Origin of the sequence: Methanoculleus chikugoensis, assembly GCF_900095385.1 — an archaeon.
In the GTDB taxonomy this organism is placed as follows: Archaea; Halobacteriota; Methanomicrobia; order Methanomicrobiales; family Methanoculleaceae; genus Methanoculleus; species Methanoculleus chikugoensis_A.
Window position 1 is genome coordinate 1 of sequence record NZ_FMID01000030.1, and the last position, 23,716, is coordinate 23,716.

The following is a 23,716-nucleotide window of genomic DNA, read 5'->3' on the forward strand; positions in this document are numbered from 1 at the left end:
ACGAAATGCAATCCTCGTTTTTTCCAGAATTGAGATATTCTGGAGGAGTATCCACCATTTTTGGTGAAGCTCACTGGTCGCAACTGCTTCAGTATCTGTTTCGCAATGAATAACTACCCCAAAAAGATTTTTGTGGATTGGATGAACGAGTTGATAGACCTCGAGGCCATCTGAACAACAGCGTACAGTACCTATTGACCCTGATGATAAGAACTCCTTGCCTTTTGGAAACGATGGTCTGTTTTTTATCATGTGCACACATTATTTTCGTTTTATTCCAGGTTCAAATCTCTCTTCCTCCTCTGCTTGCACGGTACTCTTTGGCAGTAATTCCCAGAGGCCTTTGATTATCTCTTTTAAGGTGTCACCATCTCCACGACTAATTGCACCTTGCCCAAGTGCAATCAGTCGTTGGGATTCTTGTATGTTAACAAAACTCTCTCTGTTTTCGCACAACTCCTCAAAAACTTGCCTAATATACCAATCCTGCTCGAAGAGAATTCTCCACCTTAAGTTATCCATGTCCTTGGTTATTTTAATTAATGCCCGCTCATTTTCCTCGTCAACTTTTTTATCTGCTTCATAATTCAATAGTTCAAACTCTTTTTTATCTATCGAGGTTCCCCACGTGGTCACAACTTCTTGAGTTATCGCTCTATACTCTCGCAATTCTCGTAAAACGATTGAAAATTTCCTTTTAACGGAAATATCGTTCTCGATTCTGCTAAGATCTCCTCGTATTTCTTTTGACTTCTCAATCACTCGTTTTGCATCATCTGGATCGTTTGAACTTTTGTTTTGGTATCTTTTATTTTCCTCGGTGAGTTCTTCTAGTTTCATTCTAATTTCATTCAACTCTTTTTTAATATTACTGGCACTGCTTTCTTCTTGGGCAAACTCATTTAAATTGACTATTCTTTCAAGATGATTGTCAATCTCCCTATCAACCTCTTTTACCTTCTCAACAACAATATCTTCACTCTCTTTTGGGACATAGACTCGTTCCTGAAAATACTGACCGATTACGGGAACAAAGGCCTGCACTTTCATGAGCCTGGATGTGGAAATCTCAATTGAAATTTCAATGTCCGCTCCTTCAGGAATCGGCCTTCGAATCTCTTCAGAGCGGATTTTAAGCGCACCGACAATGTTATTCGCTTCTGGATCTGCTAGGTTTTCACCCTCCCAGATCTTTATCGCAAGATAATCATCGTTTAGGCCAGGGGTTAATGTCTTTTTCGCTGTATAGGTGATATTCTTAAACGCGGGAAGTGGGGTTGAGCGACTAAAGATAATATCTATCTCTTTTTTCCTGTCATTATTGATAACTTCTACACCAATTGTATGTGGTAGAGGTGGCTCTGAAAGAGTCAATCCGTGACGGATTATTATTTTTTCTGGATTTGGAGTGAGGTCATTGCCTTTTTCATCTCTGGCATAGATCCAGAATTTATTTGTTGTATCTTCTAGTAAATAGGCATCAAACTCGAAGTAGTCATCTTTTACGGGAATCCAACCGCTATCCCAATGGTTGGACTCTGATTGGATTGATATTTCAATTGATTGAGTGCCTTTGGGTTTTCTCTCAACCTTTCCAGCAACTAATGTTGTTGTTTCAGCCCAGACTGGTTCGTATGCAAGGTTGAGAACAACCTCAGACTCTGAATAATTTTCAGTTGTAGGAAGATTGGTACGTTTTGGTAATGGTAGTGTGGATGCATAGATTGCAGCACCGCGAGCAACAACAGTCATTGGATCAATTGAGAATTCTAAACGAATGCCTAAATGTGATTTGAGCATTTCTCGTAATATTGGCATATAAGTAGATCCCCCTACCAATATTACTGTCTCAATATCACTTGTGGTTAACTTCGCGTTTTTCAATGCGCTTTTACAGAGCTCAATTGTTTTTAGAATATATGGTTCGACCAATGGTTGCAGGTCCATTCTAGTAATTGGGATATCCGCCTCAATTACGGCGCCCTGTAGATCATCTCCAACATCAAAAATACTGATAATTGTTCTGTCTGAATAACTTAATTCTATTTTAGCTTCTTCCGCTTTTACTCTCAGTATTTGAGACAACCTTCGATGAAATGTTGGATTCTCCTGTTGACTGGGCAATCTGAAATTAGTTTCCAGGTGTGGCCAGAGTATTGTTTCCACAATTAATCGATCGAAATCCTTACCCCCAAGCATGTTGTTCCCTTGATGTGCCAGAATTGACATGTTACCATCTTTGGTGGAAATAAGGGCGAGATCAAAAGTTCCACCGCCAAGATCGTACACAAGCCATTTTTTATCCCGGGAATCCGCTTTCATGCCATACGCGATTGACGCGGCGAGGGGTTCCTGCAATAGAGGAGCATCTTCAAGCCCAGCAAGAGTTGCTGCACGAGCCGTTGCTTCACATTGAAGTTGACCGAATGCTGCAGGTACAGTAATTACAGCACATTCTACTTTTTCGTCAGTTTGAAGCCGAACGTCGGCTAGTAGAGATTTTAAAACCTCAGCTGATAACTCTTCAGGAGATAGGGAAAGCGAGGCTGCTGAAAAATTAATTTTATCGCTTTGTCCCATAAGGCGTTTGAATTCTGATGCGACGTTTTCTGGGTCTAAAATAAGGGTCTGATACGCCCTTTTTCCACAAAGAATGCGCTTATTTTTGTCTATCCTTATAACAGATGGAGTCAATTCATTTTGGTCGCGATTCTTAATAACACGGATGTTTGTTCCATCAAATTTTGCTATCGCTGAATTAGTCGTGCCAAGATCAATACCATAATTTATCATATCAGTCATCTTACTCCTCGTGGATCAACATTGGTACGTCTTCCAGCGTACCTTTTTCGAGAATAACTTGACCTTGATTTATAACCTGGCCATTCAATAAGACAAGAGGTTCAATTACCTCCTTGATAGTAACTGATCCTTTTGGTAGTTGCGAATTTTCCTCGATATCAATTACTTCCAATGCCATCCCAGCATCATATGCTTGATTCTTTAGTTCGACAAACGAAATGCCTTCTTTTTCAAACAAATAGAAGAGGTTTAAAATTGAATGCCTGATTACTGTAAATTGCTTCTCTTTAATGGGCTCAATGTGATTTCGAAGACGCCAAACTTCAACAGCACATTTAATGAAATTTTTTCTCTCAATTTCGAATGTATTTCTCTTGGTAACATTCACGTCACAAATGCCCCCGACCATTTACATTAAGTGATTCTAAAACAACATTAGATAAATAACTTATTACTCAGATCACTCCTGCGTTAGTGGCTGAAAAACTTTTTACTTCTTTTAAGGGATTCTTACAGAGTACTGCGTGATCATAATTGCATTCGTTACGATCAACTGGCGATATTAACAAGCACCATGACTAAAAATTGGAGTAATTATCCTGATACTTTACTGGAATGTAACTATAGAGGTACGTCCCGGCTAAAAACTGGGGGCTTCCCCTTACGCCTTTCTAAACACCTTCCAGAGATACGCGAGCCCGAAGCATCCCGAGAGCATCATGTCCCCGAAGGGCGCCGCCTGGTAGGCTTCCGGGAGCAGCCGGAGCCGGTTCGGGCCGGTGACGACAACGGCATCGGTCGTGAGGGGTTTGCTGATCGCCGCCCCGTGGCCGCCGTCGTCGAAGACCTCCTCCGAGGTCAGGGTGCCGTCGGCGAGCCGCCGGATGTAGCGCTGGAGTTTTTCGGGTTCGAGCGCGCCGGTGTGGTGCTCGAAGAGACCGTGGATCTCCCGCCCTTTCAGGGTGAAGCAGAGGGTGTGCCCGTTTCCGGCGTTGACGAGGGTCACCCCGGTCTTTGCCATGCGCCGGACCTCCGGGTCGCAGAGCGCCCCGATGAGGGCGACGGGGCCGGTGTCGGTGACGAGCGCGCCCGGCGCCTGGTGCCGGACGGCCTGCATCCTGGTCATGTCGGCGAGCGGCGGGTCGGCGGCGAGCGAGAGGATATCCCAGCCGCCGGCGTCCAGCCGCTCCTGCATCAGTTCGAACCGGTGGATGCGGTTGCTCCGGTGCGGCGAGTAGCCGTGATCCTGGACCGCTACGGCAACGTTCTGTGGGTAGTCCACGCCGAAGAGGGAGAGCGCCTGCCTTATTTCCTGCTTCATGTAGTCGGTGGTGCGGACGATCACCGCGTCCCCCGGTGGGGTGGCGCGGATCTCGACTCCAAGCGCCCGCACCCGTTCCGGGTCGTCGTGGAGGGTCGCGGCGGCCTCCGGCGTGGCGTAGACGGGAAGGTCGCGGGAGAGGTGTTCGCGTATCGCACCAGTGTTCGCGCCGCCGCCCATCAGGTGTCCGTCCAGGAAGACCGGGAGCCCGGCGCGGGTGGCCTGCCGGACCTTCTCCGCCGTCACCACGGTCGGGGAGGGGAGGACCAGTTTGATGCTGTTCTCGATCGATCGGCCGGGCTCGTAGACCAGGATGTCCTGGGTGCCCCGGCCGACGTCGATGGCAAGGAGTGATGTTTTGAGATCGATCATGGGTGTGCCTCACGCGCTGCCGCGGCGTCGTGCCGTGCAGTTCCTACATTGAGTTTTACCGGGGAGCAAAAAAGATATGTTCCCGGTCAGGCATCCGCCCGGTCCGCCGCCGGGGAGGTGCCGGCCGTCTTCCCCGTGTCCGGGCGCGCCGGCTTCAGTTCCCGGTACTCCTTCAGGGAGACCGTGAGGTCGCGGGTGAAGGCGAAGTAGCCGATCTGGGTCGTCCGGCAGAGATTCATCGCCATCTCCATCAGCCCCCGGGGGTCGGGACGCGCCTCCCCGAGCCAGATATGGAAGATGTTGCCGCCGTCCACGACGGGGAAGAAGACGTGCTCGATCTCGATCCTCTTTGTGAGCGGAACCGGGGCTCCCGGGGTGACGTGGGTGCCGTTCGTGTAGTAGATGGGGAGGTCGAGCGTCGTGCCGAGCATATCGAGCCCCTTATCAGCGTCGCCCTTGATGACCTTGATCGCGTGGTCGCGGAACCGCTCGTCGAGGAGGTCGGCGACCGCGAACCGCTGGCCGGTCGTCTCCGCCGGGGTGCGGGCGAGAGCGATCGTCATGTTGTGCTTCTTCGAGAGTTCGCGCGCATACATCTCGAGTTCGGTCATCGCCCGGACGGCGAGACGGAACGCCTCCTTCGACTCGTGGAGCTGGTGGCCGGTGAAGTGCTGCACCATCTCGTTGACCCCGACGACGCCGATGGTGTAGACGAGCCCTTCGAGATCCACGGCAACCGCGCCGCGTTCGCCGGTGTTCGGGTCCTTCGGGCGCTGCATCGCAAACGGCATCCTCCCGTTCGTCCGGATGAGGGACATCCAGCGGCGCTTGATACGGTAGAGATCGACGGCGATGTCCATGAGCGATTTCAGTTCGGAAAAGAGCCGTTCCTGGTCGCCTTCCGCCTTGTACGCCGCCCGCGGACAGTTGATCGACATCACCTGCCAGGACCCCATCGAGAAATGCTTCCCCTCCCGGAAGTAGAGTTTGTCCTCGAACTCGTCGTCCTCGTCGGCGAGGGAGGAAAATTGGTACGCGCAACATTGATAGCACGAGATCCCCTCTCCGGCCCCGCGGTAGGCGGGGATCTGGTTGTCATAGTAGGGGCTGCCGTACTTGGACGCGAGCTCGAACGTCATCAGGTAGAGGTCCTGGTAGGTGGGGAGATCGGGGTGTTCGCGGTTGAACTCTTCGTCCTCGGTGAGGAAGTCGGGCTCGATGCTGATCTCGGGTTTCGGGAAGGAGAAGGGCTTGCCCCAGTAGTCCCCCTCGAGCATCACCTCCATCAGCGCCTTGAAGAGGAGCCGCACCTCGCGCTCGAACTCGCCGTAGGTCCGGAGCGGTGCCTGCTCCCCGTTCCAGACCTTCCCGCGGTAGACGCAGGGCTTGTCCTTCCAGAGGGTCGGGACGCCGGGGGAGAGCTGGACCGACGAGAAGACCACCTGGCCGCCCCGGGCGACCATCATCTGGGTCATCTCGTAGACGAACATCTGCATCAGCTGCCGGATCTCCTCGTAGTCCATCCCCTCGAAGAAGGGCGCCATGAACGTGAGGAAGTTGTAGTAGCCCTGGCCGCCGGCGAAGTTCGTCTGGGCGGAGCCGAGGGCCTTGACCGCGTGGAGGACCGCCACCTCGGCCCGTTTCGCCGGGCCGGCGACCGAGGCCTTCGTCCCGTTGCCGTCGGGCATCAGGCCGTAGTAAAAGAAGTAGCGGAGATCCCAGTCCTGGCAGTTGTGGATGAGGAGGCCGTCGGAGGCATAGAACGTGTGGCTCTCCTCGCTCCCGTCGCCGTCGATGAAGAGGTCGTAGACGTACGCGCCGGTCGATTCCGCCGGAGTAACCTCGACGACGGTTTCCTTCCGTTCGGCGGTCCGTGTTCCCTTCACCGCGGAGAGGAACCCGTCGATGTGGTCCTGCCGCGAATCAAGGAACGTGGCGTACCGGGCGAACGTCTCGATGTTCTTCCTGCCGTTGAGCTGGAGCCGGTAGAGCGTCCGCCGTTCTTCCCCGTCCCCGTAGAGTTCGACGATATGGGGAGTCATGCCGAGCGCCGCAAGAAGGAGCGAGAGCTCCTGCCGGAGCGCCGGCGATGCGGTGGAGTAGTTGACGATGCAGTCCGATTTTTCCGGGCGGTAGTATGCCGAACCGTCCCCGGTGAAGAGTGCGGAGAGGAACTCGTGGAGGAGCACGTCGTCCAGGTGGTAGACGATCCAGGGGAGGCGTTTTCCTGCTGCTCCCTCGGGGATGGCAAAGACGTAGCGGAAGAGCAGGTAGGCCGTCTTGCCGCCGAAGTAGACCTGCAGCGCCCGGTTTCGCTCCACCTCGACCCCGTAGATGGTCGTGGTATCCGGAGCGCCGCCGGCAATCGTCGCATAGGTATTCAGGGCCATGCATGCCGCGGCCTGGATCGCAGGTGCCTGGTGGTTCTCCGTGATCGCGAGGTTGTACTGCCCGACTGCCGGTACGGCGTTGTAGTTGCCCTCGGCGACGAAGAACCCGAGGAGCCGGACGAGTTCCGGCGTAAGGGTGAGAAGGGCAGGCAGCTCGTGCTCGCTCCCGGTGACTCCGACGGTGGCTCCTGCATAATCCTCGATGCCGTAGCGGTTGCAGAAGGCTGCGAAGAGAGTAACCGGCATAATCCCGCGCGTATACCACTGCTTCTGATGTTCGACGCCAAGTACCCGCGAGATTTCGGCGTATGAAGCGGCCAGCCCGCTCTGCACCACGTGGCTGAAGATCCCTTCGGCACCGCGGACGTAGACGTTCCCGAGGAGTTCGGCCGGAACCGATGCGGATAGTTCCTGGATAAGATCGATCGATCCGATCGTCTCCCCGCGGAGACCGTCGGTCCCGGATATCCGGTAGAGGGCGTCCCCGGGCCTGACCTCGTCGGCACGACGGACGGCCATCCCCTCATTGGTCCGCACCGGGATCCGGTGCTCCCCGGTGACCCGGAGCGTTCGTCCGCCTGATGTACGGATCCGGTGCATCTCGCCCGGATTCACCTTCCTGCGAGTCACCTTTGCGACCCGTCTCCAGCCCTTCGGGGTGAGCGCGGAGAGGTCATCCGGGTGCCATTCGTCGCCCTCGATCGGGAGTTCGTCTGGACGGACGCTCCGGATCCGGTTATTCATCCGCACAGGTATGACCGTGCTCCCGTCGATACAGAACGGACGGGTCCCGAAGTATTCCAGGTCGTGGATGTGGAGATCGCCGCGGAGGTGGTGGTCCGCAAGGTCCGGGGGGAGTTGCAGGAGGTACTGCTCTTTGCTGATCTTGTCCGCCTTCTTCTTGTGCGAGGTCTCGGCGTTCTCCTGGAGGTTCGCGTTGTCGTGCGCCTCGAACCCGCGTCCGACGTCGATGAGATGCGCGTCGAAGACCGGGGTTCCCACCCGGGTGCAGACGTTGCGGTAGGGGACGAGGCCGCGCTCGAGGAGCGTCATGTTGACGATCTCGCGGATCAGGGGGCCGGAGAGCGACTGAAGGCCCAGCATCTGGATCTTCTTCTCGACCCTCCGGGCGATGTCCTTCGCCGTCTCCTCGTCGGCCCCCTCGTAGCCGTAGAAGGTCTCCACGAGCCGGGTCTCCTCCAGGATCTGCCTGACGATCCGGTTCCGGTCCCAGTCGAGGAGGAAGCCGCGGGATGTCCTGACCTTCGGGAACGTCGGAACGAACTCCCCGAATAGAGTCGCCTGCGTCGACTTGCGGGTCAACCTCATGCCTCCGCGATCAGATCGGCGACAAGGTTTTCCTGGAACGCGCCGCCGCTGAAGAGATCGGCGGAGGTGTAGAATGCGTCGCCCTTCTGCAGAACCGGCGCTTCCTGGACGAATACGCCGTTCATGCGGAGTTCGGTCAGCGCCTCGGCGGACGCCATGTCGCACTCGACGAAGGGGACCCCCTTTGAGTTCAGGAACTCTTTGAGGATTTCGCAATTCGGGCAGAATTCCAGTGTGTATACGGTGAATTGCGTTGTATCTGAAATGATAATACCCCCGGATTATTCGGTCACTATATTTTCGTTTTGTACGGTTATAACAGATCTCATTCTATGCGGGGCGCTGCTTCTCATCGGTGAGCATATTCCCGCGCCCCCGATGCGGATGCCCGAAAACCTCCTGCCTGCCGGATTCCCCGGCCGCCTTGCGCTCTGTTGTGGCGCTCAAGCCTCCGCCGGACAATCACCATTTTGTAGGGTGAAGCACGATAGTACGGTAGTATGGTCAGGACGTTCGTTGCAATCGATCTGCCGGAGGATATCCGGGAGCGCGCCCGCGAGTCCCAGGAGATCCTGAAACGGTCGTCCGGACGGCTCGCCATCGTCGACCCTGCAAACCTCCATCTCACGGTGAAGTTCCTCGGGGAGATCGATCCGGCGCAGGTCGATCCGGTCGTCGAGGCGCTCCGGGCTGTCCGGGCCGCTCCCTTCAGCCTGACGGTCGGGTACCCCGTCTGCAACCCGCCGCGAAAACCGCGGGTGATCTGGTGCGACGTCACGGACGGCGGGGAGAGCGCCGCGCTTGCCCGGCAGGTGGACGATCTCCTCGCGCCGCTCGGGTTTTCCCGGGAGACCCGTCCTTTTCGCCCCCACGTGACCCTTGCCCGGGTGAAGGATTTCCACCCCTCGCAGTGCCGGGAGGCGGCATCCATCCCGCGCGAACCGCTCGGGACCTGCCGGGTGGCGAGCATCAAACTCAAGAAGAGCACGCTGACGCCCCGCGGCTCGATCTACGAGGATCTCGCGGAGGTCGCGCTTTGACCCGGTGCCCCTGCGAGGAGGAGGTGCTCAATAGGATCCGCCCCACGCCCGAGGAGCGGACCTACATCCGTGCGATCGGAAAGCGGCTGATCGAGGCGGTGGAGCGTTCGGGGAAGGCGAAGGCGATGATGGTGGGCTCGGTCGCCCGCGATACCTTCGTCCGGGGCGACCGCGATCTCGACATCTTCATGCTCTTCGATCCCTCTCTCTCCCGGGAGGAGCTACAGGAGCAGGGATTGGCCCTCGCGCACCGGATCGCGGAGGAGTTCGGCGCGACCTGGCGGGAGAAGTACGCGGAGCACCCCTACGTCAACGCGACGATCAACTCGCTCGACATCGACCTCGTCCCCTGCTACGCCGTCGCGAGCGCCACCGAGATCAAGAGCGCCGTGGACCGGACGCCGTTTCACACCCGCTACATCCTCTCGCATATCGGCGGCTATGCCGACGACGTCCTTCTCTTAAAGCAGTTCGCGAAGTCGGGCGGGGTCTACGGCTCGGATCACATGACCGAGGGGTTTTCCGGCTACCTCTGCGAGATCCTGACGATCCATTACGGGGGGTTCCACCCGCTCCTCGAGGCCGCCTCCTGCTGGAAGCCCGGGGAGGTGATCGATATCGAGGGGCACGCCGCGAAGGAGTTCGAGGATCCGCTCGTCGTCATCGATCCGGTCGATCCGGAGAGAAACGTGGCGGCGGCGCTCTCGCTCTCGCGGATGTTCGAGTTCGTGGAGCTCGCCCGCGGCTACCTCGCCGGGCCGTCGGAGGCCTTCTTCTGCCGCCCTCCCTCGCCGCCGCTCACCCGGGAGGTCTTCGCCCGTCTCCTCTCCGCGCGGGGGACGCACCTCTTCTCCATCGCGTTTGCAACCCCGGACTACACCCCCGACACGGTGGTCCCCCAGCTCCGCAAGTCCGCCGAGTCGATCCGGGAACTCCTGGAGCGGAACGGGTTTCCGGTCAACCGCATCGATGTCTGCATGGGAAAAGAGCGGTGCATGCTCCTCTTCGAGCTGATGGCCGGGACCGTTCCGGTGATGCGCCGGCATATCGGCCCGCCGCTCTCGGCGCGGGAGAACGCCGAGAAGTTCCTCGCGAAATACGTGAGCGAGGAGGTCTTCGCCGGCCCTTACGTGGAGGACGGCCGCTACGTGGTCGAAATCCCTCGCACGTTCACCCGGGCGGTCGACCTGTTGCGGTCGAAGGCGCTCTTCGATGTCGCGCTCGGCAAGCACGTCCACCGCTCGATGAAGCAGGGCTGGACGGTGAAGGTCGGTGCGGAGTGCTGGGACGAGGAATTTGCCGGGTTCCTCTCGGGATTCATCGAGCGGTCGTCGCCGCTCGCGAGGATGAAGAGACTGACGGGGAAGTAGGGGCCGGCCCGGACCCCCTCACACAACGGTGCCGGTGATCCGCCCCTTTTCTTCGCCCAGGGCCCAGACTATAAAGTCATCCACTGATGGGAACGGGTCGACCGTAATGGCGCACGCGCCTTCTTCCCGGGTGTCGATCCTCTCTGTCTCCCCGGTCTCCCCCGTCCGGTGCGCGTACCTGACCTCGTAGATCGGTTCCGGGCCCCTGAGTTTCGGGTGCTGTGTCCTGCCGTAGGCAATGGCGACGGCCCATTCCTCGTCGGAGATGTCCACGTAAACAGTCCCGAGCAGCGTTCCCCCGGCGCTCCGCACCTGGGTTGTCGATTCAAACGATTCTACGGCACTCTTCGCGGTGCCTTTCGGAGAATACCCAAAATATCGTGCCATCTTACCGTACCTCTGGTTGTTCTTCGCCTGCGGTCTTTCAGGCATCCCGGATCTCCCGGACTTCTGCGCCGGGGACGGGGTTCCTGCCCGGGGCTGGTATGGTCCGGGCAGGTTTCAACCCCGCCTGCACGGGCAGTCACAGGCTCTGTCGGGATAAGACGGAGGGTTGAGTTCAGGGATCGCACGTCCCGTCGCTCTCGCGCCCTCCCGGTTTTGATCGTTCATACCAGCGCTATCGAGCCTGATGCGATCATCCTGTCCGTCGCCTTGTCGACGATGGTCCACTTGATCATCGTGTTCTTGACGAGAGTCATACTACCGAATGTGATGCCTTCGGTCCACCCGGGGGGATCTGCCCCCTTGAGGACAAACTTGTCTCCCGTCGCGATCATGTTGTCGGCGGCCCCCAGTTCTTCAAAAGCGACCGCATTTGTGCCGACATCCGCGGTGGTCAGTGTGGTCTTGGCATCCTCTGAGGCGAGGATCACCTTTACGTCCCTGAGCGTGAAGGCGTCGCCGCCCTTGTGCTCGAAGGTTAACTGGTGCCGAACCAGATCGGCCGTACACTCAATCGATGCCTGAGGGGCTTTTCCCGTCTCTCCTGCAAGACCTCCGGCAAACCCGCTCACCACGGCGGCGATGACAATCGTCACCACCAGCATGAGCATGACCCCGATGACCGGTGAAACCGCAGAATCGTTCTCGATCCTCATCGGATGACCACCTCTCTGTCAAAGACGTACTTCCCGCTTGGTTTGTGCAGGATCTTGAAGTCGACAACCGCTCCCGGTACAAAGCCCGATGAAGCGTCCGAGCAGTTCACGCCGAAGAGTTCATTCATCGCGGGGTTGACGTGCGGATTGTCGGGTTTGTGGTTGTCGTTGTAGTTGCCGGCAAAACCGTGCGGGTCGCAGAGGATGTCCCCCGGCCTGAACGTGGCCGAGATGTTCCCGAACCAGTTTTCGTTCCCGGTGTTGTTCTGAATGGTACTGGATTTGAAACGGTTCTGATCGTTCAAAAACAGGACGCTGCAATTTTGCGTACTTTTCCAGGATTGCCAAGAGTCATCGCCTGGAACATAGACTTCACCCTCGAGTCCTCCTTTAACGATCTCGCCCGACGACGCATTCGTGAAATAGGTGACTATCTGGAGGTCTTTTGTGGGCAGTACATCGCCGCTGAGGTGTTCGATGACGATACCGGGGCAATAGTATCCGCTCCCCCAGGGAGGCATTGCCCCATAGTTCTCAAGACTGTAAATTTTTACATCGATGGACGCCGTCGGCGCGACTCTGGTCTCCCCCGCCAGTCCGCCGGCAAACCCGCTCACCACGGCGGCGATGACAATCGTCACCACCAGCATGAGCATGACGCCGATGACCGGTGATACGGCATCCTCGTTTGGTATACTCATCTAGATTCCTCCGTTTTCGATGCTGTGCAGGGAGGGCCCGGTCTCTGCACAACGCAATTTTATTATCATTATAACTATTTAACTTGATCATTTTATTTTGTATTATAGCAATAATACTTGTTTAAGGGACTGCAGAACCGGAACTGCGTGTGCCGGGACGGGGTGCACCGTCTTCAAGGGAAAAGATGACCGGGGCCGGCAGGTAAGCGCCCGGTTGCTCCCGGAGGACGGTCATGGCGGCACGGCCACCCCTCCCCGCCCTGCCGTGGTGATCCCGGGGCGGCAACGCTGCACCGCCCCCGGCGCCCTTGCGATTGGTATATCCCGCCGTAGTGCTCCCTTCTGTTCATGAACGCGACAACGTGCGCAAAACTCCTCGGCTTCGGTCTCCTCACCTGGGTCCTGTCGTTCCTCCTCGCAGTCCCCTTCTATTCGCCGGAGGGCGTTGCGCTCTACGACATCTTCCTGATCAAGTCGATCCTCCTCGTCGTCTCCGCCGCGCTCGGGACCTTCCTCATCCTGGTCTCCTTCAGGAGCGTGCATGCCCGGTTCGTCCGGGAAGGCGCCCTGCTCGGCGGCGTATGGCTCCTGATCAACTGGGCGCTCGACGTCGTCATCCTCCGCCCCCTCGCGGGGATGGACGCCGGCACCTACGTGGCGCAGATCGGGCTACGCTACCTCACCATCCCGATCATCGCGGTCGGGATCGGGTATGCGGCCGAACAGGCCGTCCGGGGTGTCGGGCAGCCTCAGGTATCTCATGAGCGGATCTTCTGGAAGAGTACACTCCAGCGATCGTCGCGAGCACGACGCAGTCGACCATGACGGCGAAACAAACGAGCGGATGAAGCTGGGCGGTCCAGAAGAGGTCGTAGCGAATCCCTTCGACGCCGTGGATCGGGGTGTCCGCGAGCATCAGCGGCCGGAGTCAGGCAGGCAGACTGTTGATGGGGAAGAGCGCCCCGGAAAGGCCGAAGATGGGAAAGATCACGAAGTTCATGATGGAGGTCATCCCAATACTCTCGCGCTCATGACGCTGCATGCCAGGTGAATCAGTCCCAGGAATGAGTGCTCGTATCGTTCGTATCGTGGAACAATCCTCTTGAATGCTTCAATTCGACTGAAGAGCCGTTCTACTGTATTTTGTCTCTTGTAGAACTCCGGATCTAACCGGACTGGTCGTCCTCGATTTAGATGTATCAGGGTTCTCCGGTTGACCTGGATATTGCTTTTGATCCCTCATTTCCGGTTGTGTTGTCTGATTTTTTTGTGGATCATAGGCTACATCTGAGGAGATGACCCTGGGACGGACTTGCACCTTGGGAATCTCAAATGCTTTGAGGATTGGCTCGTAAATCCGTGAATCATAGATCTTAGAGTGCGCAACCGTGCAGGCAAGGGGAGGCCGTTCCGATCGACCAGAGCACTCAGCTTATCCCCCTTTACCGATTTATAACCATCATAGTCTGTTGGTCCCCTTCCTTCGCCGGGATATCCTTGGTATCAGCCGCACAATGAAGGAGATCGATTTTCTTGATCTCATACCTGGATTGGAGGGGTCGAGGAAGATTGCCCGGTACATTCTTTTCTTTTTAGAATTTTTGGATTTTCACGAAAGCTACCCCCACTCGGAAATACTCCGTTGTCCATCGGATTTAGGTGCATAATATGCCTGATTTTTACTATTTGGCTTGTCGGGAACTGTCAGAAATACTTTTTTTGCAGAAACAAGTTCTCTTAAGCAATTTTTGGCCCATGTCCGTGTTTTTCTAAACAAGATACTGATCTCCGTAGCGGTGAATGGATGGACTTCGCATACCCTGACAATCAACTCCTCCCGTTTCTCTGGTGTGATTCTCTGTCCAAGATTTTGAATCTCATATTGCAGATTGTCTGGAAGTGATGATAGGATATATTCTCTCTCTAATTTTATCTGGGTACCTTGCGCTCTTAACTGGGTAAGTAAGTCTGATTTAGGCTTAATTTCAGTCCCTATCTGGGTATCTTGTGGTTTTATCTGAGTACTTAAGCCCGATTCCGATTCCTTCCCCAGGCAGGTTCTGGACAGTGTGTAGTAGGTTCCAGACCCGTGCGAATGTTGTTCTAAAATACCTAACCCTCGAAGTCTCGTGAGAAGATTACTTGCCTTTGGCGTGTCATATCCTGTTAATTTTCTGCACTCCGCGTTTGAAACATGCCCTTTATTTCTTGCAAAAACTAAAATGCGAGCTTCTTCTCCGGAGAGGCCAAATCGGTTGAACTGGTTTAACCAGACAAGTGCTGTCTCATCCATCAACTGGTGAAGTGATAACGTCGCAATAAAGGTGTTGTCCGCCTTAGATGACGCAAAGTGAGGAGGGGGAAGTTGGGCTTCCTGCATCCTTTTCTGGACTTTTGCGATACCGGAACCCTTATTTTCCGCATACTCAGTCTCATGTAGAACACTTGCAATTGTCTGATTCCGAATCTGTGAGCCCGGTGTACCGATGCAGTCTATTGGTTTCAATGAATATCCGGGATTATGGAACTCGATTCTATTAGTAAATCGAATCACCAGAGTAGGTCCGGATACCTGATAGTCACGGTGCATAACCGCATTCACAAGGACTTCACGAATTGCATCGTATGGAATTACAGGTTTTTCCTCCCGCGTTAAGCTGCCTTTTGGGAATGAAAACTCCCGCTCCATATCATCCATGATTGCGGCTTCTGCTTTTGGAAGAAGGGTCAACAATGCTTCTCTCAATTCAATAGAGTAGTATGTATCATCCACTTCGCCTCCCCAATCTCTTCCCTTAACGCGGACATAATCAAAACGCATCATCGAAAAATAACGCCGTAGTACACTTTCTGTCCCAAAAAGAAGCAACCCTGCGATAGTTGGTCTTGAGATCCCGTCCACCATTTCGGTACAATGAAGGGCATCAAGCAACTCTTCATCGCTATAATGCAGTTCCGATGCATTAGGATCTTTCTTTGCCCGCAATTTTCGATATTCTTTTAACGCATGTGGATTGATGTCTGCCAATGATGTTTGAGGGAGCACAGTCTCATCATATGGGCGAATATTCCGCAGTTGAAATAACTGGGCTAAATCATCTGGAGTACATACCTGGTCGGTTGGGCCAACCCGAATGTACGTTCCCTTGTCAAGCCCTTGTTTTCTCACGAATATTGGCTTTACTCGTGCTTCTGCTTCAGGTATATATACACAAATTACAGTTTTCCCCTCTAAAACCCCGCTTTGGATTCTTGGGCGGATAATTTCATTAAACTTAGACGAACATTGGGTTGCCAGATTACTCTGAAGCCTATCTGGATCATCAACACCCACGACGGCATATTTTGGGTTGGCGGTTTTATCTTCACTGATGCCAAGGAGGAGATACCCGCCATCAAGCCCGATCGTATTTGCATAGGCGCAAACCGTCTGCATCACGGAGTTTCCAATCTCATTGCCGAGTTTTACCTCTAACCGGGTGTGCTCATCTCTTTGCAGAAGTTGTTCCCATAGTTCGCGAATATTCATATTGTATTCCCTGAAATTCGATTCCTGATCGGAATTCGTTAGCATACATTACGTCAGTGAATCCATATTACCTTTCCATAGATATTCAAAGTGTTGTGCCTTTTGAGAGAAAACTATGTTGTTATAGTTGACTCAACAATTTTAGAGTATACCCTGAATTCAGGAATACCTTCACCTTTTATACCCAATGGGTTCTCTTCGTGCTCGTTGCCCCCTAATTCTCTAAGATCATCGGATAGAGTCACTTGAGTTTCCTCCTTGCATCGCTCGTGGTAAACTGGCAATCCACGCCTTTCCGAGCTTGATTTCGGTTCCGGTTCCGGGCATCTGTTTCTGCCCTGAGTGCTTCGATCGTCGGGATCCGTCTCTTCAGGCATTGGCGTGTGATGAATTTCCAGCCGACTCACCAGGTCTCTTGCTTTTTCAGGGGGGGAGATCTTGTAGAATGCTCCCGGGATATGGGTATTGAGGTTATCACAGACCAGGATCACATTCTCTGCATTGGGATAGTCCATTTCGAGGAGGTGCTGTACCTGGCGAGCCCAATCTCTTTTCTTCCGTGTTTCTGAGACGGTTACCCGGTGTCACTGTCCCAGTGGTTCGGTGAACATGAACCCGCCGACAACGCCGTTCCTTCGGAATTCGTAGCCCTGTCTCTCGGGATAACCCGGCTGAGCCGGGATCGGTTCCCGTACCTCGGCATGCAACTGGATCGGCTGTTCGTCCATGCAGATCACGGGGCGCACCGGATCATGCGGTCGCTGATAGATCTCCAGCACATTCTCCATCACGGCGACAAAGTTCCCGTTTTCGCCGGGGGGATACCCACTGCTTTTTGGTATGTGGCTGGAGCGCGTTTTTTTTAGCGTCCTCTCCGCAGTCTTGATCGAGATGCTGTCGACTATCTCCAATTCCACGAGGCGATCGGCGAGTAACTGCAATTTCCAGCGGGATCGACCGTCCGACGGCGTACTGCAGGTAATCTGGATGAGTCGGGCTTCGCCGGCGCCGTCAAGTTTCCGGGGGGTCGGGGATTCATCGCGGAGTTTCCGGTGGGCCGAAAAACCCGATCCTGAGGTTGCCGATATTGTCCGGTGTCACCCCCTCTCCGTGTTCAACGTCCGCAAAGTGTTTGTCACGCAGGGGCTTGATGCAACGCCCCGGAGCAGGAAGTAGGCATGTCGGATCGTGGAGGCGGATGAGGCCTTCGAGAAACGAACGCCGGTCGTCGGTAAGGGTAACGGTGTATTTGCTCTTCCTCATGAGGATTGCATTTGGGAGAATAGAATACGAATCATGCTATAATAATGGGGAACAAAACGAGCACTAGATCCGAAGCGCCCAGGATTCGGAGCGGCGTAAAAAGAGTTTATTCCTGCCGGCGCTCTGCCTTCTTCGCCGCCAGGCGCTCGATGAGGGAGAGGTCGACGGCGCCGCCGGTCGCGAGTTTCCCCTGCCAGACAGCACGGTCGACGAACCCTCTCCCGATGTCGTTCCTGATCACGAGCGTCGTGTAGCCGTCCGGCGACCCGACGGCACCCGCGGAGACGTCCGCGTTCACCGCCGTAAAGTCGGTGCAGACATGGCACCCGGGGCGGACGGACTCCTCCAGTTCGGCGAGCGGGATGGAGATCTGCCGCTCGTCCTGCAGGTAGACGTCCAGTTTGCCCTTGATGTCCAGGCGGTGGATCTCCCAGGGCTCGATCTTCTTCTCCGACTGCAGTTTCCCCTCGACCAGTTTCGCGTAGTCGAAGGTCTCCGTGCAGAAGAGGCCGATCACGAGCCGGATCGCCTTCGCGTAGGGCCGGAGGAGTTCATGGTCGCTCGCCCGGATCGCCTGGGTCGCCCGCGCCACGCAGGGCACGCCCACGACGGCGATGCGGCGGTACTTCCGGGTGACCACGGCTTCCTTGAGGGACGCAAGGAGCGGCACCCACCAAGAGTAGCGGCTCCCGGCATGCTTGATGAGTGCGTCCGACGAGGTGATCACCGCAGACGACGGCTTCATCGTCCAGGGGTCTCTCGTCACGGTGACGACCGCATCGATCAGCCCCTCGTCGAGGGCGTTGACGAGGATAGCCGTCACCGCACCGCCGCTCTGCTTACGCTCAACCGGGAAGACCGACCGGGCCGCAACGATATCCTGGTAGGACCCGAGCATCTTCCCCTGCCCTGCGATCTCGATCCGCGGGCAGGCCGCGTAGCACGCCCCGCAGGGCACGCCGTCGTTCTCGGCCTTGCAGTAGCCGATGTTCACCGGCGCATCGGTGTTCCCCGGCTCGAACCGGAGGGCATCCGCCGGACAGACCGCCACGCACGCCCCGCACCCGGAGCAGAGTTCCGTATCCCAGACCTCCGATTTCAGGTCTTTGAATGTCTTTGTCTCCATGCCCATCACTCCCACGTATACTTCCCGGCAAAGGGCCGTGCGCTCGCAGGGACGATCCGGGTGTAGTCCGCGTTCACGAGCGGCTCCGGATCGAGCCCGAAATCGGCCGCAAACTCCCGGATGACCGGGGCGATCCGTGCCCGGTCCTCATCGGTGAGCGGCAGTTTCTTTGCGCCTGCAGCGAGGCAGGCTTCGTCCACGTCTCCGCGGATGACGATCTCGCCGCCGTGGATCCCGCTCCCGATCTCCCGAGCTTTCATAACCCCGTCGAGACCGAGGACGAGCAGGAGGCCGCCCGCCATGTACTCGCCGAGGAACGTCTGTGCCGACCCGCCGACGACCAGTATCGGCCGCTGCGTCTCGTACTGCTTCATGTGGATCCCGCCCCGGTAGCCGATATCTCCGCGGACGAAGACCTTGCCGCCCCGCATACTGTGCGCCACCGCGTCGCCGGCGCTCCCGTGGATCACCACCTTCCCGGAGTCCATCGTGTTGCCGGGCGCGTGCTCCGCGTTGCCGCTGACGATGACGGTCGGGCCGCTCATGAACATGGCGAGATCCCCGCCCGCGACGCCGTTGACCCGGATGATAGTGTTCCCGCGGAGACCGTTGCCGATGAACCGCTGCCCGAGGACGTTGTCGACGACGATCTCGTCGATCCCGTCCTCGATAGCCTTCCTGATCTGCTGGTTTAAGGGGGTGTAGTGCATCCCCTTCGCGTCGATCGTGACCTGTTTTGCCATTGTGCTCACGCTCCCACCGACTTGACGTCGAGGATATCGAGGAGCCCCTCGTCAAGCATGTAGCCCCGGAGCCGGTCGCGGTTGCCGCGCAGGCTCTCGATGCTGTTGATACCGGCCGCGCCCATCAGTTCGGTGATCTCGAGCGTCCAGGCGTGGATCAGGTTCGCGATCTGTTTCGATGCCACGTCGGGGTCCAGGCGCGCCACGAGGTCCGGGCGCTGGGTGGCGATTCCCCAGGAGCAGAGGCCCTGGTAACAGTTCCCGCAGACCCGGCAGCCCATCGCCGCGAGCGCCGCGGTGCCGATGTAGACCGCGTCGGCGCCGAGGGCGATTGCCTTCACGACATCGGTGCTCTCCCGGATGCTGCCGCAGGCGATGAGGGAGACCTCGTTCCGGAGGCCCTGGTTGCGGAGTTCCTGGTCGGCGGTTGAGATGGCGACCTCGATCGGGATACCGACGTGGTCGCGGAAGACCCGCGGTGCCGCGCCGGTACCGCCGCGGAACCCGTCGATGGCGATGGCGTCCACCCCGGAACGGGCGACGGCCGCCACGTTCTCGGCGTTGTTGTTGACGGCCGCGATCTTCGCGAAGACCGGTTTCTTCCGTTCCGTCGCCTCCTTGACGGAGTTGACGAGCTGGGGAAGATCCTCGATGCCGTAGATGTCATGGTGCGGCGCAGGGCTGATCGCATCGCTCCCCTGCGGGATCATCCTTGTCCTGGAGACGTCCGCACTCACCTTCTCGCCGGTGAGGTGCCCGCCGATGCCCGGCTTTGCTCCCTGGCCGAGTTTGAGTTCGATCGCGGCGCCGCGTTCCAGGTAGTCGACGTTCACGCCGAACCGCCCGGACGCGACCTGGACGATCATCCGGTCCTGGTAGGGGTAGAGGCCGGGGTGCAGTCCGCCCTCGCCGGTGCCCATGTAGGTGCCCGTCTCCCTTGCCGCCCGGGCCATCGCCACGTGGGCGTTGAGGCTGATTGCACCGTAACTCATGTGCCCGAGCATGATCGGCGTCTCGAGCATGAGGTTCGGCGTGAGTTCCGTGGAGAGTTCGACGTCGCCGTTCGGTTTCTGCCTGAACTCGAGTTTCGACGGCTTCTTCCCGAGGTATGTCCGGAGTTCGACGGGCTCGCGGAGCGGATCGGTCGGGGGCGTGGTGACCTGGCAGGCGTCCAGCATCAGTTGGTCGAAGATGATCGGGAGGTTCGCGACGCTGCCCATCCCGGCGAGGATGATCTTACCCGTCCGGGCCTGGTTGTAGATCGATTCCCTGACTCCCCTGGTCCAGACCGGGTGGCTCCGGTAGTCGCAGGGGTGCTCCTGGAGCATGATGGCGTCCCGGGGACAGTAGGCGATGCACCGGTGACAGGCGGTGCACTTCCGGGAGTTGATGAGGATCCTCTCGCCGTCCCACCGGAAGACACCGTAGGGACAGTTCTCGACACAGCGTCCGCATTCCATGCACTGCTCCCGGTCGATGCTGATCCGGTACCGGAGCGGCATGCTTCCAAGGTTGCTGCTCATGGAGCAACCCTCCCGATCACCGGCTCGCCTGCAGCCGGTCTCGCGATCGACTCGACGTTGGGCTCCATCGCCCGGATCGCCGTCTCTTCGCTAGCGATGTAGAGGCGGTCGCCGCACTCGCCGACGACCATCGGCCGGAGCTTGCCCCGGTCGGTGAACCCGACCATCATGTCGGGGTTCGCGGCCACGACGGTGAACGGCCCGTTCATCGTTGCGGAGCCGTAGGCGAACCGGAGCGCCCGGTTCAGGTTCTGCTCGGCTTCGGGCATCCGGTCGATCTCATCCCAGTAGGGCGGGGCGAGCGCCCGGATGGCGAGGTTGATGTCAAGGCCGTGCTTGCGCACCAACAGATCGATCAGGTAGGCGATCACCTCGCTGTCGGTGCCGGTCGAGCAGTTGTAGCCGAAACTCTCGACGTAACGCCGGTTGGCACCATAGGTGGTGGTCTTTCCGTTCTCGACGACGCTCCAGTCGTGCAGGTTGAACGGGTCGGGCCGTTCCCACAACTCAGGGCGGTTCGTCGCGTAACGGTTGTGCGCGAGCCAGATGTAGCCCTCGTAGTCCTGGATACGGTAGTAATCCGCCACCGCTTCCGGCCAGCTGCCGGCTCCTCCGGACTTGAAGACGCCGACGTTCTTCCCCGAAGAGACGACCTCGGCGCCGTTCGCGCCCGCGTTGATCTGCATCACAAGATTCGTGACGACGTCCTTCTCGGGCGTTGCACTTCCCGGAGCAAGAGAGGCGTCGGGCCTGAAGAAGTAACGCCAGGGGGTACAGTTTACCCGGAGGCCGGGCTGGTCGCATGTCGGGATCGCCTCGTCGTGCTCGATCGTTCCCCACTGCTCCAGTGTTGCGTCGATAACCGCTTTGCTCTCGCAGGCTTTGTCGAAGAAGACGTGGAGGGCGTAGCAGTCCCGGTAATCGGGGTAGATGCCGTAAGCGACGTACCCCGCCCCCTCGCCGCTGCCGCGCTCGTTCATCATGGAAAGGGCTTCCCGGATGCCGGAGCCGTCCATCATCTGGCGCCTCTTATCCATTACACCAAAAATGCCGCACATGGTAACCTCGGTGAGTATGCTCAGTTGCCGTTTCTGGAACTCTGCCTGGGAATATTTGTGTCAATAGGTATTTATTTCATCGGATAGAAGTTGACTTCCACATGTCTCGCGACGCCACTTCTGTGATGCTCGATCACATCGAACAGGATAACGTCCGATTCCTCCGCCTTCAATTTACGGACCTCCTCGGAATGCCCAAGAACGTCGCGATCCCGGTGGAGCAGGCCGAGAAGGCACTGACCAGCGGCATCGGGTTCGACGGGTCGTCGATCCAGGGGTTCGTCCGGATCGAAGAGTCGGATATGGTGCTCAAACCCGACTTCTCGACCTACAGCCTCCTGCCCTGGCGGTCGGGGGAGTACGCGGAGGCGCGTTTCGTATGCGATGTCTACAAGGCCAGCGGCACGCCGTTCGAAGGCGACCCGCGCTACGTGCTCCGGCGGGCGATGGAGGATGCGGCGAAGGACGGCTACGTCTTCAACACCGGCCCGGAACTGGAGTTCTTCCTCTTCAGGATGCACGAGGGGCGGCCGACCACGCAGTTCCAGGACGTCGGCGGTTACTTCGACCTCGCGCCGACCGATCTTGCGGAAGACGTCCGGCGGGAGATCATCCTCGCGCTCACCGAGATGGGGTTCGAGATCGAGGCGTCCCATCACGAGGTCGCCGAGAGCCAGCACGAGATCGACTTCAAGTACAGCGACGCGCTCCACACGGCCGACAACGTCATCACGTTCAAGTTCGCGGCGAAGACGATTGCGCTGATGCGCGGCCTGCACGCATCCTTCATGGCGAAGCCCATCTACGGCATCTGCGGGAGCGGGATGCACGTCAACTGTTCGCTTGCAAAGAACGATAAGAACGCTTTCTACGATCCGGACGCCCCGCGGCAACTCTCCAGGACCTGCATGCACTTCATCGGCGGGCTGCTTCGCCACGCAAAGGCCATCACCCGGGTTGCGAACCCGACGATCAACTCCTACAAAAGGCTCGTCCCGGGTTATGAAGCGCCCTGCTACGTCAGCTGGAGTGCCGGGAACCGTTCGGCCCTGGTGCGGGTTCCGTCGCCCCGCGGCAACAGCACCCGGGTTGAGTTCCGCAGCCCTGATCCCACCTGCAACCCCTACCTCGCCTTCACGGCGATGCTCGCCGCCGGGATGGAGGGTATCCGGGAGAAGATCGAGCCGCCGGCAGGCGTCGATAAGAATATCTACCATATGACGCCCGCCGAGCGGGAGTGCGCCGGGATCGAGACGCTGCCCGGCGACCTGTACGAGGCGAACCGGGCGCTGCTCGCCGACGATCTCGTCTGCAGAGCGCTCGGTCCCCATGTCGTCGAGGCGCTCACGAGCGTTGCCGAGGCCGAGTGGGAGGCGTACCGGACGACGGTCCACCCCTGGGAACTTGAGCGGTACCTGGCGACATATTGAACTCTTTTTTTTGGATCGAGCAGGCCAATATTACCGCGCCACGAAAACTGTGCAATGGTGCGTTGCACAAACCCCGGATGAGGCCGAAACTCGGACCCCGGCCAATTTCTCGCACAGGTTGTGCGAGTTTTTCAGAATCGACATATGTTTCAAAAAGGGCTTCGTGTGCCAGAGGCCGGACACCTGTATCGTTCCGGGCATCCGCGTCGTTAAGCGGCGTAACCCCCTCTTGCCGACCGGCTCATGAGGCTGTCGTGAAAAAAGGGGGAGGCGACGTTGAAAGGCCGAACCGTCCGGCCTCAGCAACACTGCTGTTTGCCGCCCTCTTCTCCCTCGAGGAGAAGCCTGCCGAAGAGCACCCGCTCGATCGTCGCGGCCACGTACTTCATCCGCTGGGCCGCCTCCATATCCTCGTAGCGGTGGATGTCGGCGTAGACCTGCAGGCGGACGAGACCGAACCGGACGCGGTCGAGTTCGTCGTCCCCGAGTTCCGAGGCCTCGCGGTAGATGGGCTCGAGCAGGAAAGGGAACTCCTCGAACTCTTCGAGTGCCTCGACGACCCGCGCAAAGATCGGGAGGTGCCCCTCCCGGCCTGCAAGAATCTTCGAGTAATCCATTC

The 23,716-nt window shown here is 57.5% G+C and carries 21 protein-coding genes; 4 read left to right on the plus strand and 17 right to left on the minus strand.

Annotated features, from left to right (window positions below):
- From L21_RS14290 to L21_RS14540, 6 genes are all read right to left on the minus strand, one after another.
- Positions 1–252: hypothetical protein (locus L21_RS14290; RefSeq protein ID WP_218600633.1), on the minus strand; the 252-nt coding region annotated here is incomplete at its 3' end.
- A gap of 9 nt (positions 253–261) precedes the next feature.
- Entirely contained in the window at positions 262–2,802 is a 2,541-nt protein-coding gene (locus L21_RS06365; protein WP_074369659.1) for an Hsp70 family protein, read from the minus strand.
- 1 nt (position 2,803) lies between these two features.
- Positions 2,804–3,190 (minus strand): hypothetical protein, encoded by a 387-nt coding sequence (locus tag L21_RS06370; RefSeq protein WP_054847267.1) that lies wholly within the window; start codon positions 3,188–3,190, stop codon positions 2,804–2,806.
- Between the two features lie 273 nt (positions 3,191–3,463).
- Positions 3,464–4,495, minus strand: a complete 1,032-nt coding sequence (locus L21_RS06375; protein WP_074369661.1) for a DUF1786 domain-containing protein — start codon at positions 4,493–4,495, stop codon at positions 3,464–3,466.
- An 86-nt stretch (positions 4,496–4,581) separates the two neighbouring features.
- A complete protein-coding gene (nrdD, locus tag L21_RS06380) occupies positions 4,582–8,214 on the minus strand; it encodes an anaerobic ribonucleoside-triphosphate reductase (protein WP_074369662.1) in 3,633 nt (1,210 codons plus the stop codon).
- The gene (locus L21_RS14540) at positions 8,211–8,486 is read right to left on the minus strand and encodes a glutaredoxin family protein (protein ID WP_342764771.1); all 276 of its coding nucleotides are present in this window, start codon (positions 8,484–8,486) and stop codon (positions 8,211–8,213) included. The genes nrdD and L21_RS14540 overlap by 4 nt, the downstream gene beginning before the upstream one ends.
- A 228-nt stretch (positions 8,487–8,714) precedes the next feature.
- On the opposite strand from L21_RS14540, the gene thpR reads away from it, so the two are divergent.
- Both thpR and cca read left to right on the plus strand, forming a co-directional pair.
- Positions 8,715–9,254: an RNA 2',3'-cyclic phosphodiesterase gene (gene thpR / locus L21_RS06390; protein WP_074369664.1), complete on the plus strand. Its 540-nt coding sequence runs from the start codon at positions 8,715–8,717 to the stop codon at positions 9,252–9,254.
- Positions 9,255–9,277: 23 nt separating this feature from the next.
- Positions 9,278–10,624: a CCA tRNA nucleotidyltransferase gene (gene cca, locus L21_RS06395; protein ID WP_256712546.1), complete on the plus strand. Its 1,347-nt coding sequence runs from the start codon at positions 9,278–9,280 to the stop codon at positions 10,622–10,624.
- Between the two features lie 18 nt (positions 10,625–10,642).
- On the opposite strand, the gene L21_RS06400 is transcribed toward cca, so the two are convergent.
- The 3 genes from L21_RS06400 to L21_RS06410 all read right to left on the minus strand — a co-directional run bounded on the left by L21_RS06400 (position 10,643) and on the right by L21_RS06410 (position 12,425).
- A complete protein-coding gene (locus L21_RS06400) occupies positions 10,643–11,056 on the minus strand; it encodes a hypothetical protein (RefSeq protein ID WP_074369666.1) in 414 nt (137 codons plus the stop codon).
- 176 nt (positions 11,057–11,232) lie between these two features.
- The gene (locus tag L21_RS14400) at positions 11,233–11,724 is read right to left on the minus strand and encodes a type IV pilin domain-containing protein (protein WP_083608837.1); all 492 of its coding nucleotides are present in this window, start codon (positions 11,722–11,724) and stop codon (positions 11,233–11,235) included.
- Complete coding sequence (locus tag L21_RS06410; protein ID WP_074369667.1) at positions 11,721–12,425, minus strand: type IV pilin N-terminal domain-containing protein; 705 nt, start codon at positions 12,423–12,425, stop codon at positions 11,721–11,723. The genes L21_RS14400 and L21_RS06410 overlap by 4 nt, the downstream gene beginning before the upstream one ends.
- Positions 12,426–12,773: 348 nt before the next feature.
- Here L21_RS06410 and L21_RS06415 point away from each other — a divergent pair, with 348 nt between their 5' ends.
- A complete protein-coding gene (locus tag L21_RS06415) occupies positions 12,774–13,250 on the plus strand; it encodes a hypothetical protein (RefSeq protein WP_074369668.1) in 477 nt (158 codons plus the stop codon).
- A gap of 793 nt (positions 13,251–14,043) precedes the next feature.
- Here L21_RS06415 and L21_RS06425 read toward each other — a convergent pair.
- The 7 genes from L21_RS06425 to L21_RS06455 all read right to left on the minus strand — a co-directional run bounded on the left by L21_RS06425 (position 14,044) and on the right by L21_RS06455 (position 21,667).
- On the minus strand, positions 14,044–15,954 hold the full coding sequence (locus L21_RS06425) for an ATP-binding protein (protein WP_074369690.1): 1,911 nt from the start codon (positions 15,952–15,954) through the stop codon (positions 14,044–14,046).
- 113 nt (positions 15,955–16,067) lie between these two features.
- On the minus strand, positions 16,068–16,469 hold the full coding sequence (locus tag L21_RS13785) for a hypothetical protein (RefSeq protein WP_143727226.1): 402 nt from the start codon (positions 16,467–16,469) through the stop codon (positions 16,068–16,070).
- 69 nt (positions 16,470–16,538) lie between these two features.
- Positions 16,539–16,865 carry a hypothetical protein gene (locus L21_RS14590; RefSeq protein WP_143727227.1) on the minus strand — a complete coding sequence of 109 codons (327 nt, stop codon included), beginning with the start codon at positions 16,863–16,865 and terminating at the stop codon, positions 16,539–16,541.
- Between the two features lie 458 nt (positions 16,866–17,323).
- The gene (locus tag L21_RS06440) at positions 17,324–18,343 is read right to left on the minus strand and encodes a Coenzyme F420 hydrogenase/dehydrogenase, beta subunit C-terminal domain (RefSeq protein ID WP_074369691.1); all 1,020 of its coding nucleotides are present in this window, start codon (positions 18,341–18,343) and stop codon (positions 17,324–17,326) included.
- A gap of 5 nt (positions 18,344–18,348) precedes the next feature.
- Positions 18,349–19,086 carry a GltB/FmdC/FwdC-like GXGXG domain-containing protein gene (locus L21_RS06445; protein ID WP_074369670.1) on the minus strand — a complete coding sequence of 246 codons (738 nt, stop codon included), beginning with the start codon at positions 19,084–19,086 and terminating at the stop codon, positions 18,349–18,351.
- 5 nt (positions 19,087–19,091) lie between these two features.
- A complete protein-coding gene (locus tag L21_RS06450; RefSeq protein ID WP_074369671.1) occupies positions 19,092–20,609 on the minus strand; it encodes a glutamate synthase-related protein in 1,518 nt (505 codons plus the stop codon).
- Entirely contained in the window at positions 20,606–21,667 is a 1,062-nt protein-coding gene (locus tag L21_RS06455; protein WP_074369672.1) for a class II glutamine amidotransferase domain-containing protein, read from the minus strand. Before L21_RS06455 ends, L21_RS06450 begins: the two co-directional genes overlap by 4 nt.
- A gap of 101 nt (positions 21,668–21,768) precedes the next feature.
- Here L21_RS06455 and glnA point away from each other — a divergent pair, with 101 nt between their 5' ends.
- On the plus strand, positions 21,769–23,097 hold the full coding sequence (glnA, locus tag L21_RS06460; protein WP_074369673.1) for a type I glutamate--ammonia ligase: 1,329 nt from the start codon (positions 21,769–21,771) through the stop codon (positions 23,095–23,097).
- 299 nt (positions 23,098–23,396) lie between these two features.
- Here glnA and L21_RS06465 read toward each other — a convergent pair whose 3' ends face one another.
- The gene (locus L21_RS06465; protein ID WP_074369674.1) at positions 23,397–23,714 is read right to left on the minus strand and encodes a hypothetical protein; all 318 of its coding nucleotides are present in this window, start codon (positions 23,712–23,714) and stop codon (positions 23,397–23,399) included.
- Positions 23,715–23,716: the final 2 nt, after the last annotated feature.

What these genes read in the sequence shown, in the direction of transcription:
- L21_RS06365 (WP_074369659.1), bottom strand. Translation starts at nt 2,802, where the DNA reads ATGACTGATATGATAAATTATGGTATTGATCTTGGCACGACTAATTCA.
- L21_RS06375 (WP_074369661.1), bottom strand. Translation starts at nt 4,495, where the DNA reads ATGATCGATCTCAAAACATCACTCCTTGCCATCGACGTCGGCCGGGGC.
- nrdD (WP_074369662.1), bottom strand. Translation starts at nt 8,214, where the DNA reads ATGAGGTTGACCCGCAAGTCGACGCAGGCGACTCTATTCGGGGAGTTC.
- thpR (WP_074369664.1), top strand. Translation starts at nt 8,715, where the DNA reads ATGGTCAGGACGTTCGTTGCAATCGATCTGCCGGAGGATATCCGGGAG.
- L21_RS06400 (WP_074369666.1), bottom strand. Translation starts at nt 11,056, where the DNA reads ATGCCTGAAAGACCGCAGGCGAAGAACAACCAGAGGTACGGTAAGATG.
- L21_RS14400 (WP_083608837.1), bottom strand. Translation starts at nt 11,724, where the DNA reads ATGAGGATCGAGAACGATTCTGCGGTTTCACCGGTCATCGGGGTCATG.
- L21_RS06410 (WP_074369667.1), bottom strand. Translation starts at nt 12,425, where the DNA reads ATGAGTATACCAAACGAGGATGCCGTATCACCGGTCATCGGCGTCATG.
- L21_RS06415 (WP_074369668.1), top strand. Translation starts at nt 12,774, where the DNA reads ATGAACGCGACAACGTGCGCAAAACTCCTCGGCTTCGGTCTCCTCACC.
- L21_RS06425 (WP_074369690.1), bottom strand. Translation starts at nt 15,954, where the DNA reads ATGAATATTCGCGAACTATGGGAACAACTTCTGCAAAGAGATGAGCAC.
- L21_RS13785 (WP_143727226.1), bottom strand. Translation starts at nt 16,469, where the DNA reads ATGGACTATCCCAATGCAGAGAATGTGATCCTGGTCTGTGATAACCTC.
- L21_RS06440 (WP_074369691.1), bottom strand. Translation starts at nt 18,343, where the DNA reads ATGGAGACAAAGACATTCAAAGACCTGAAATCGGAGGTCTGGGATACG.
- L21_RS06445 (WP_074369670.1), bottom strand. Translation starts at nt 19,086, where the DNA reads ATGGCAAAACAGGTCACGATCGACGCGAAGGGGATGCACTACACCCCC.
- L21_RS06450 (WP_074369671.1), bottom strand. Translation starts at nt 20,609, where the DNA reads ATGAGCAGCAACCTTGGAAGCATGCCGCTCCGGTACCGGATCAGCATC.
- L21_RS06455 (WP_074369672.1), bottom strand. Translation starts at nt 21,667, where the DNA reads ATGTGCGGCATTTTTGGTGTAATGGATAAGAGGCGCCAGATGATGGAC.
- glnA (WP_074369673.1), top strand. Translation starts at nt 21,769, where the DNA reads ATGTCTCGCGACGCCACTTCTGTGATGCTCGATCACATCGAACAGGAT.
- L21_RS06465 (WP_074369674.1), bottom strand. Translation starts at nt 23,714, where the DNA reads ATGGATTACTCGAAGATTCTTGCAGGCCGGGAGGGGCACCTCCCGATC.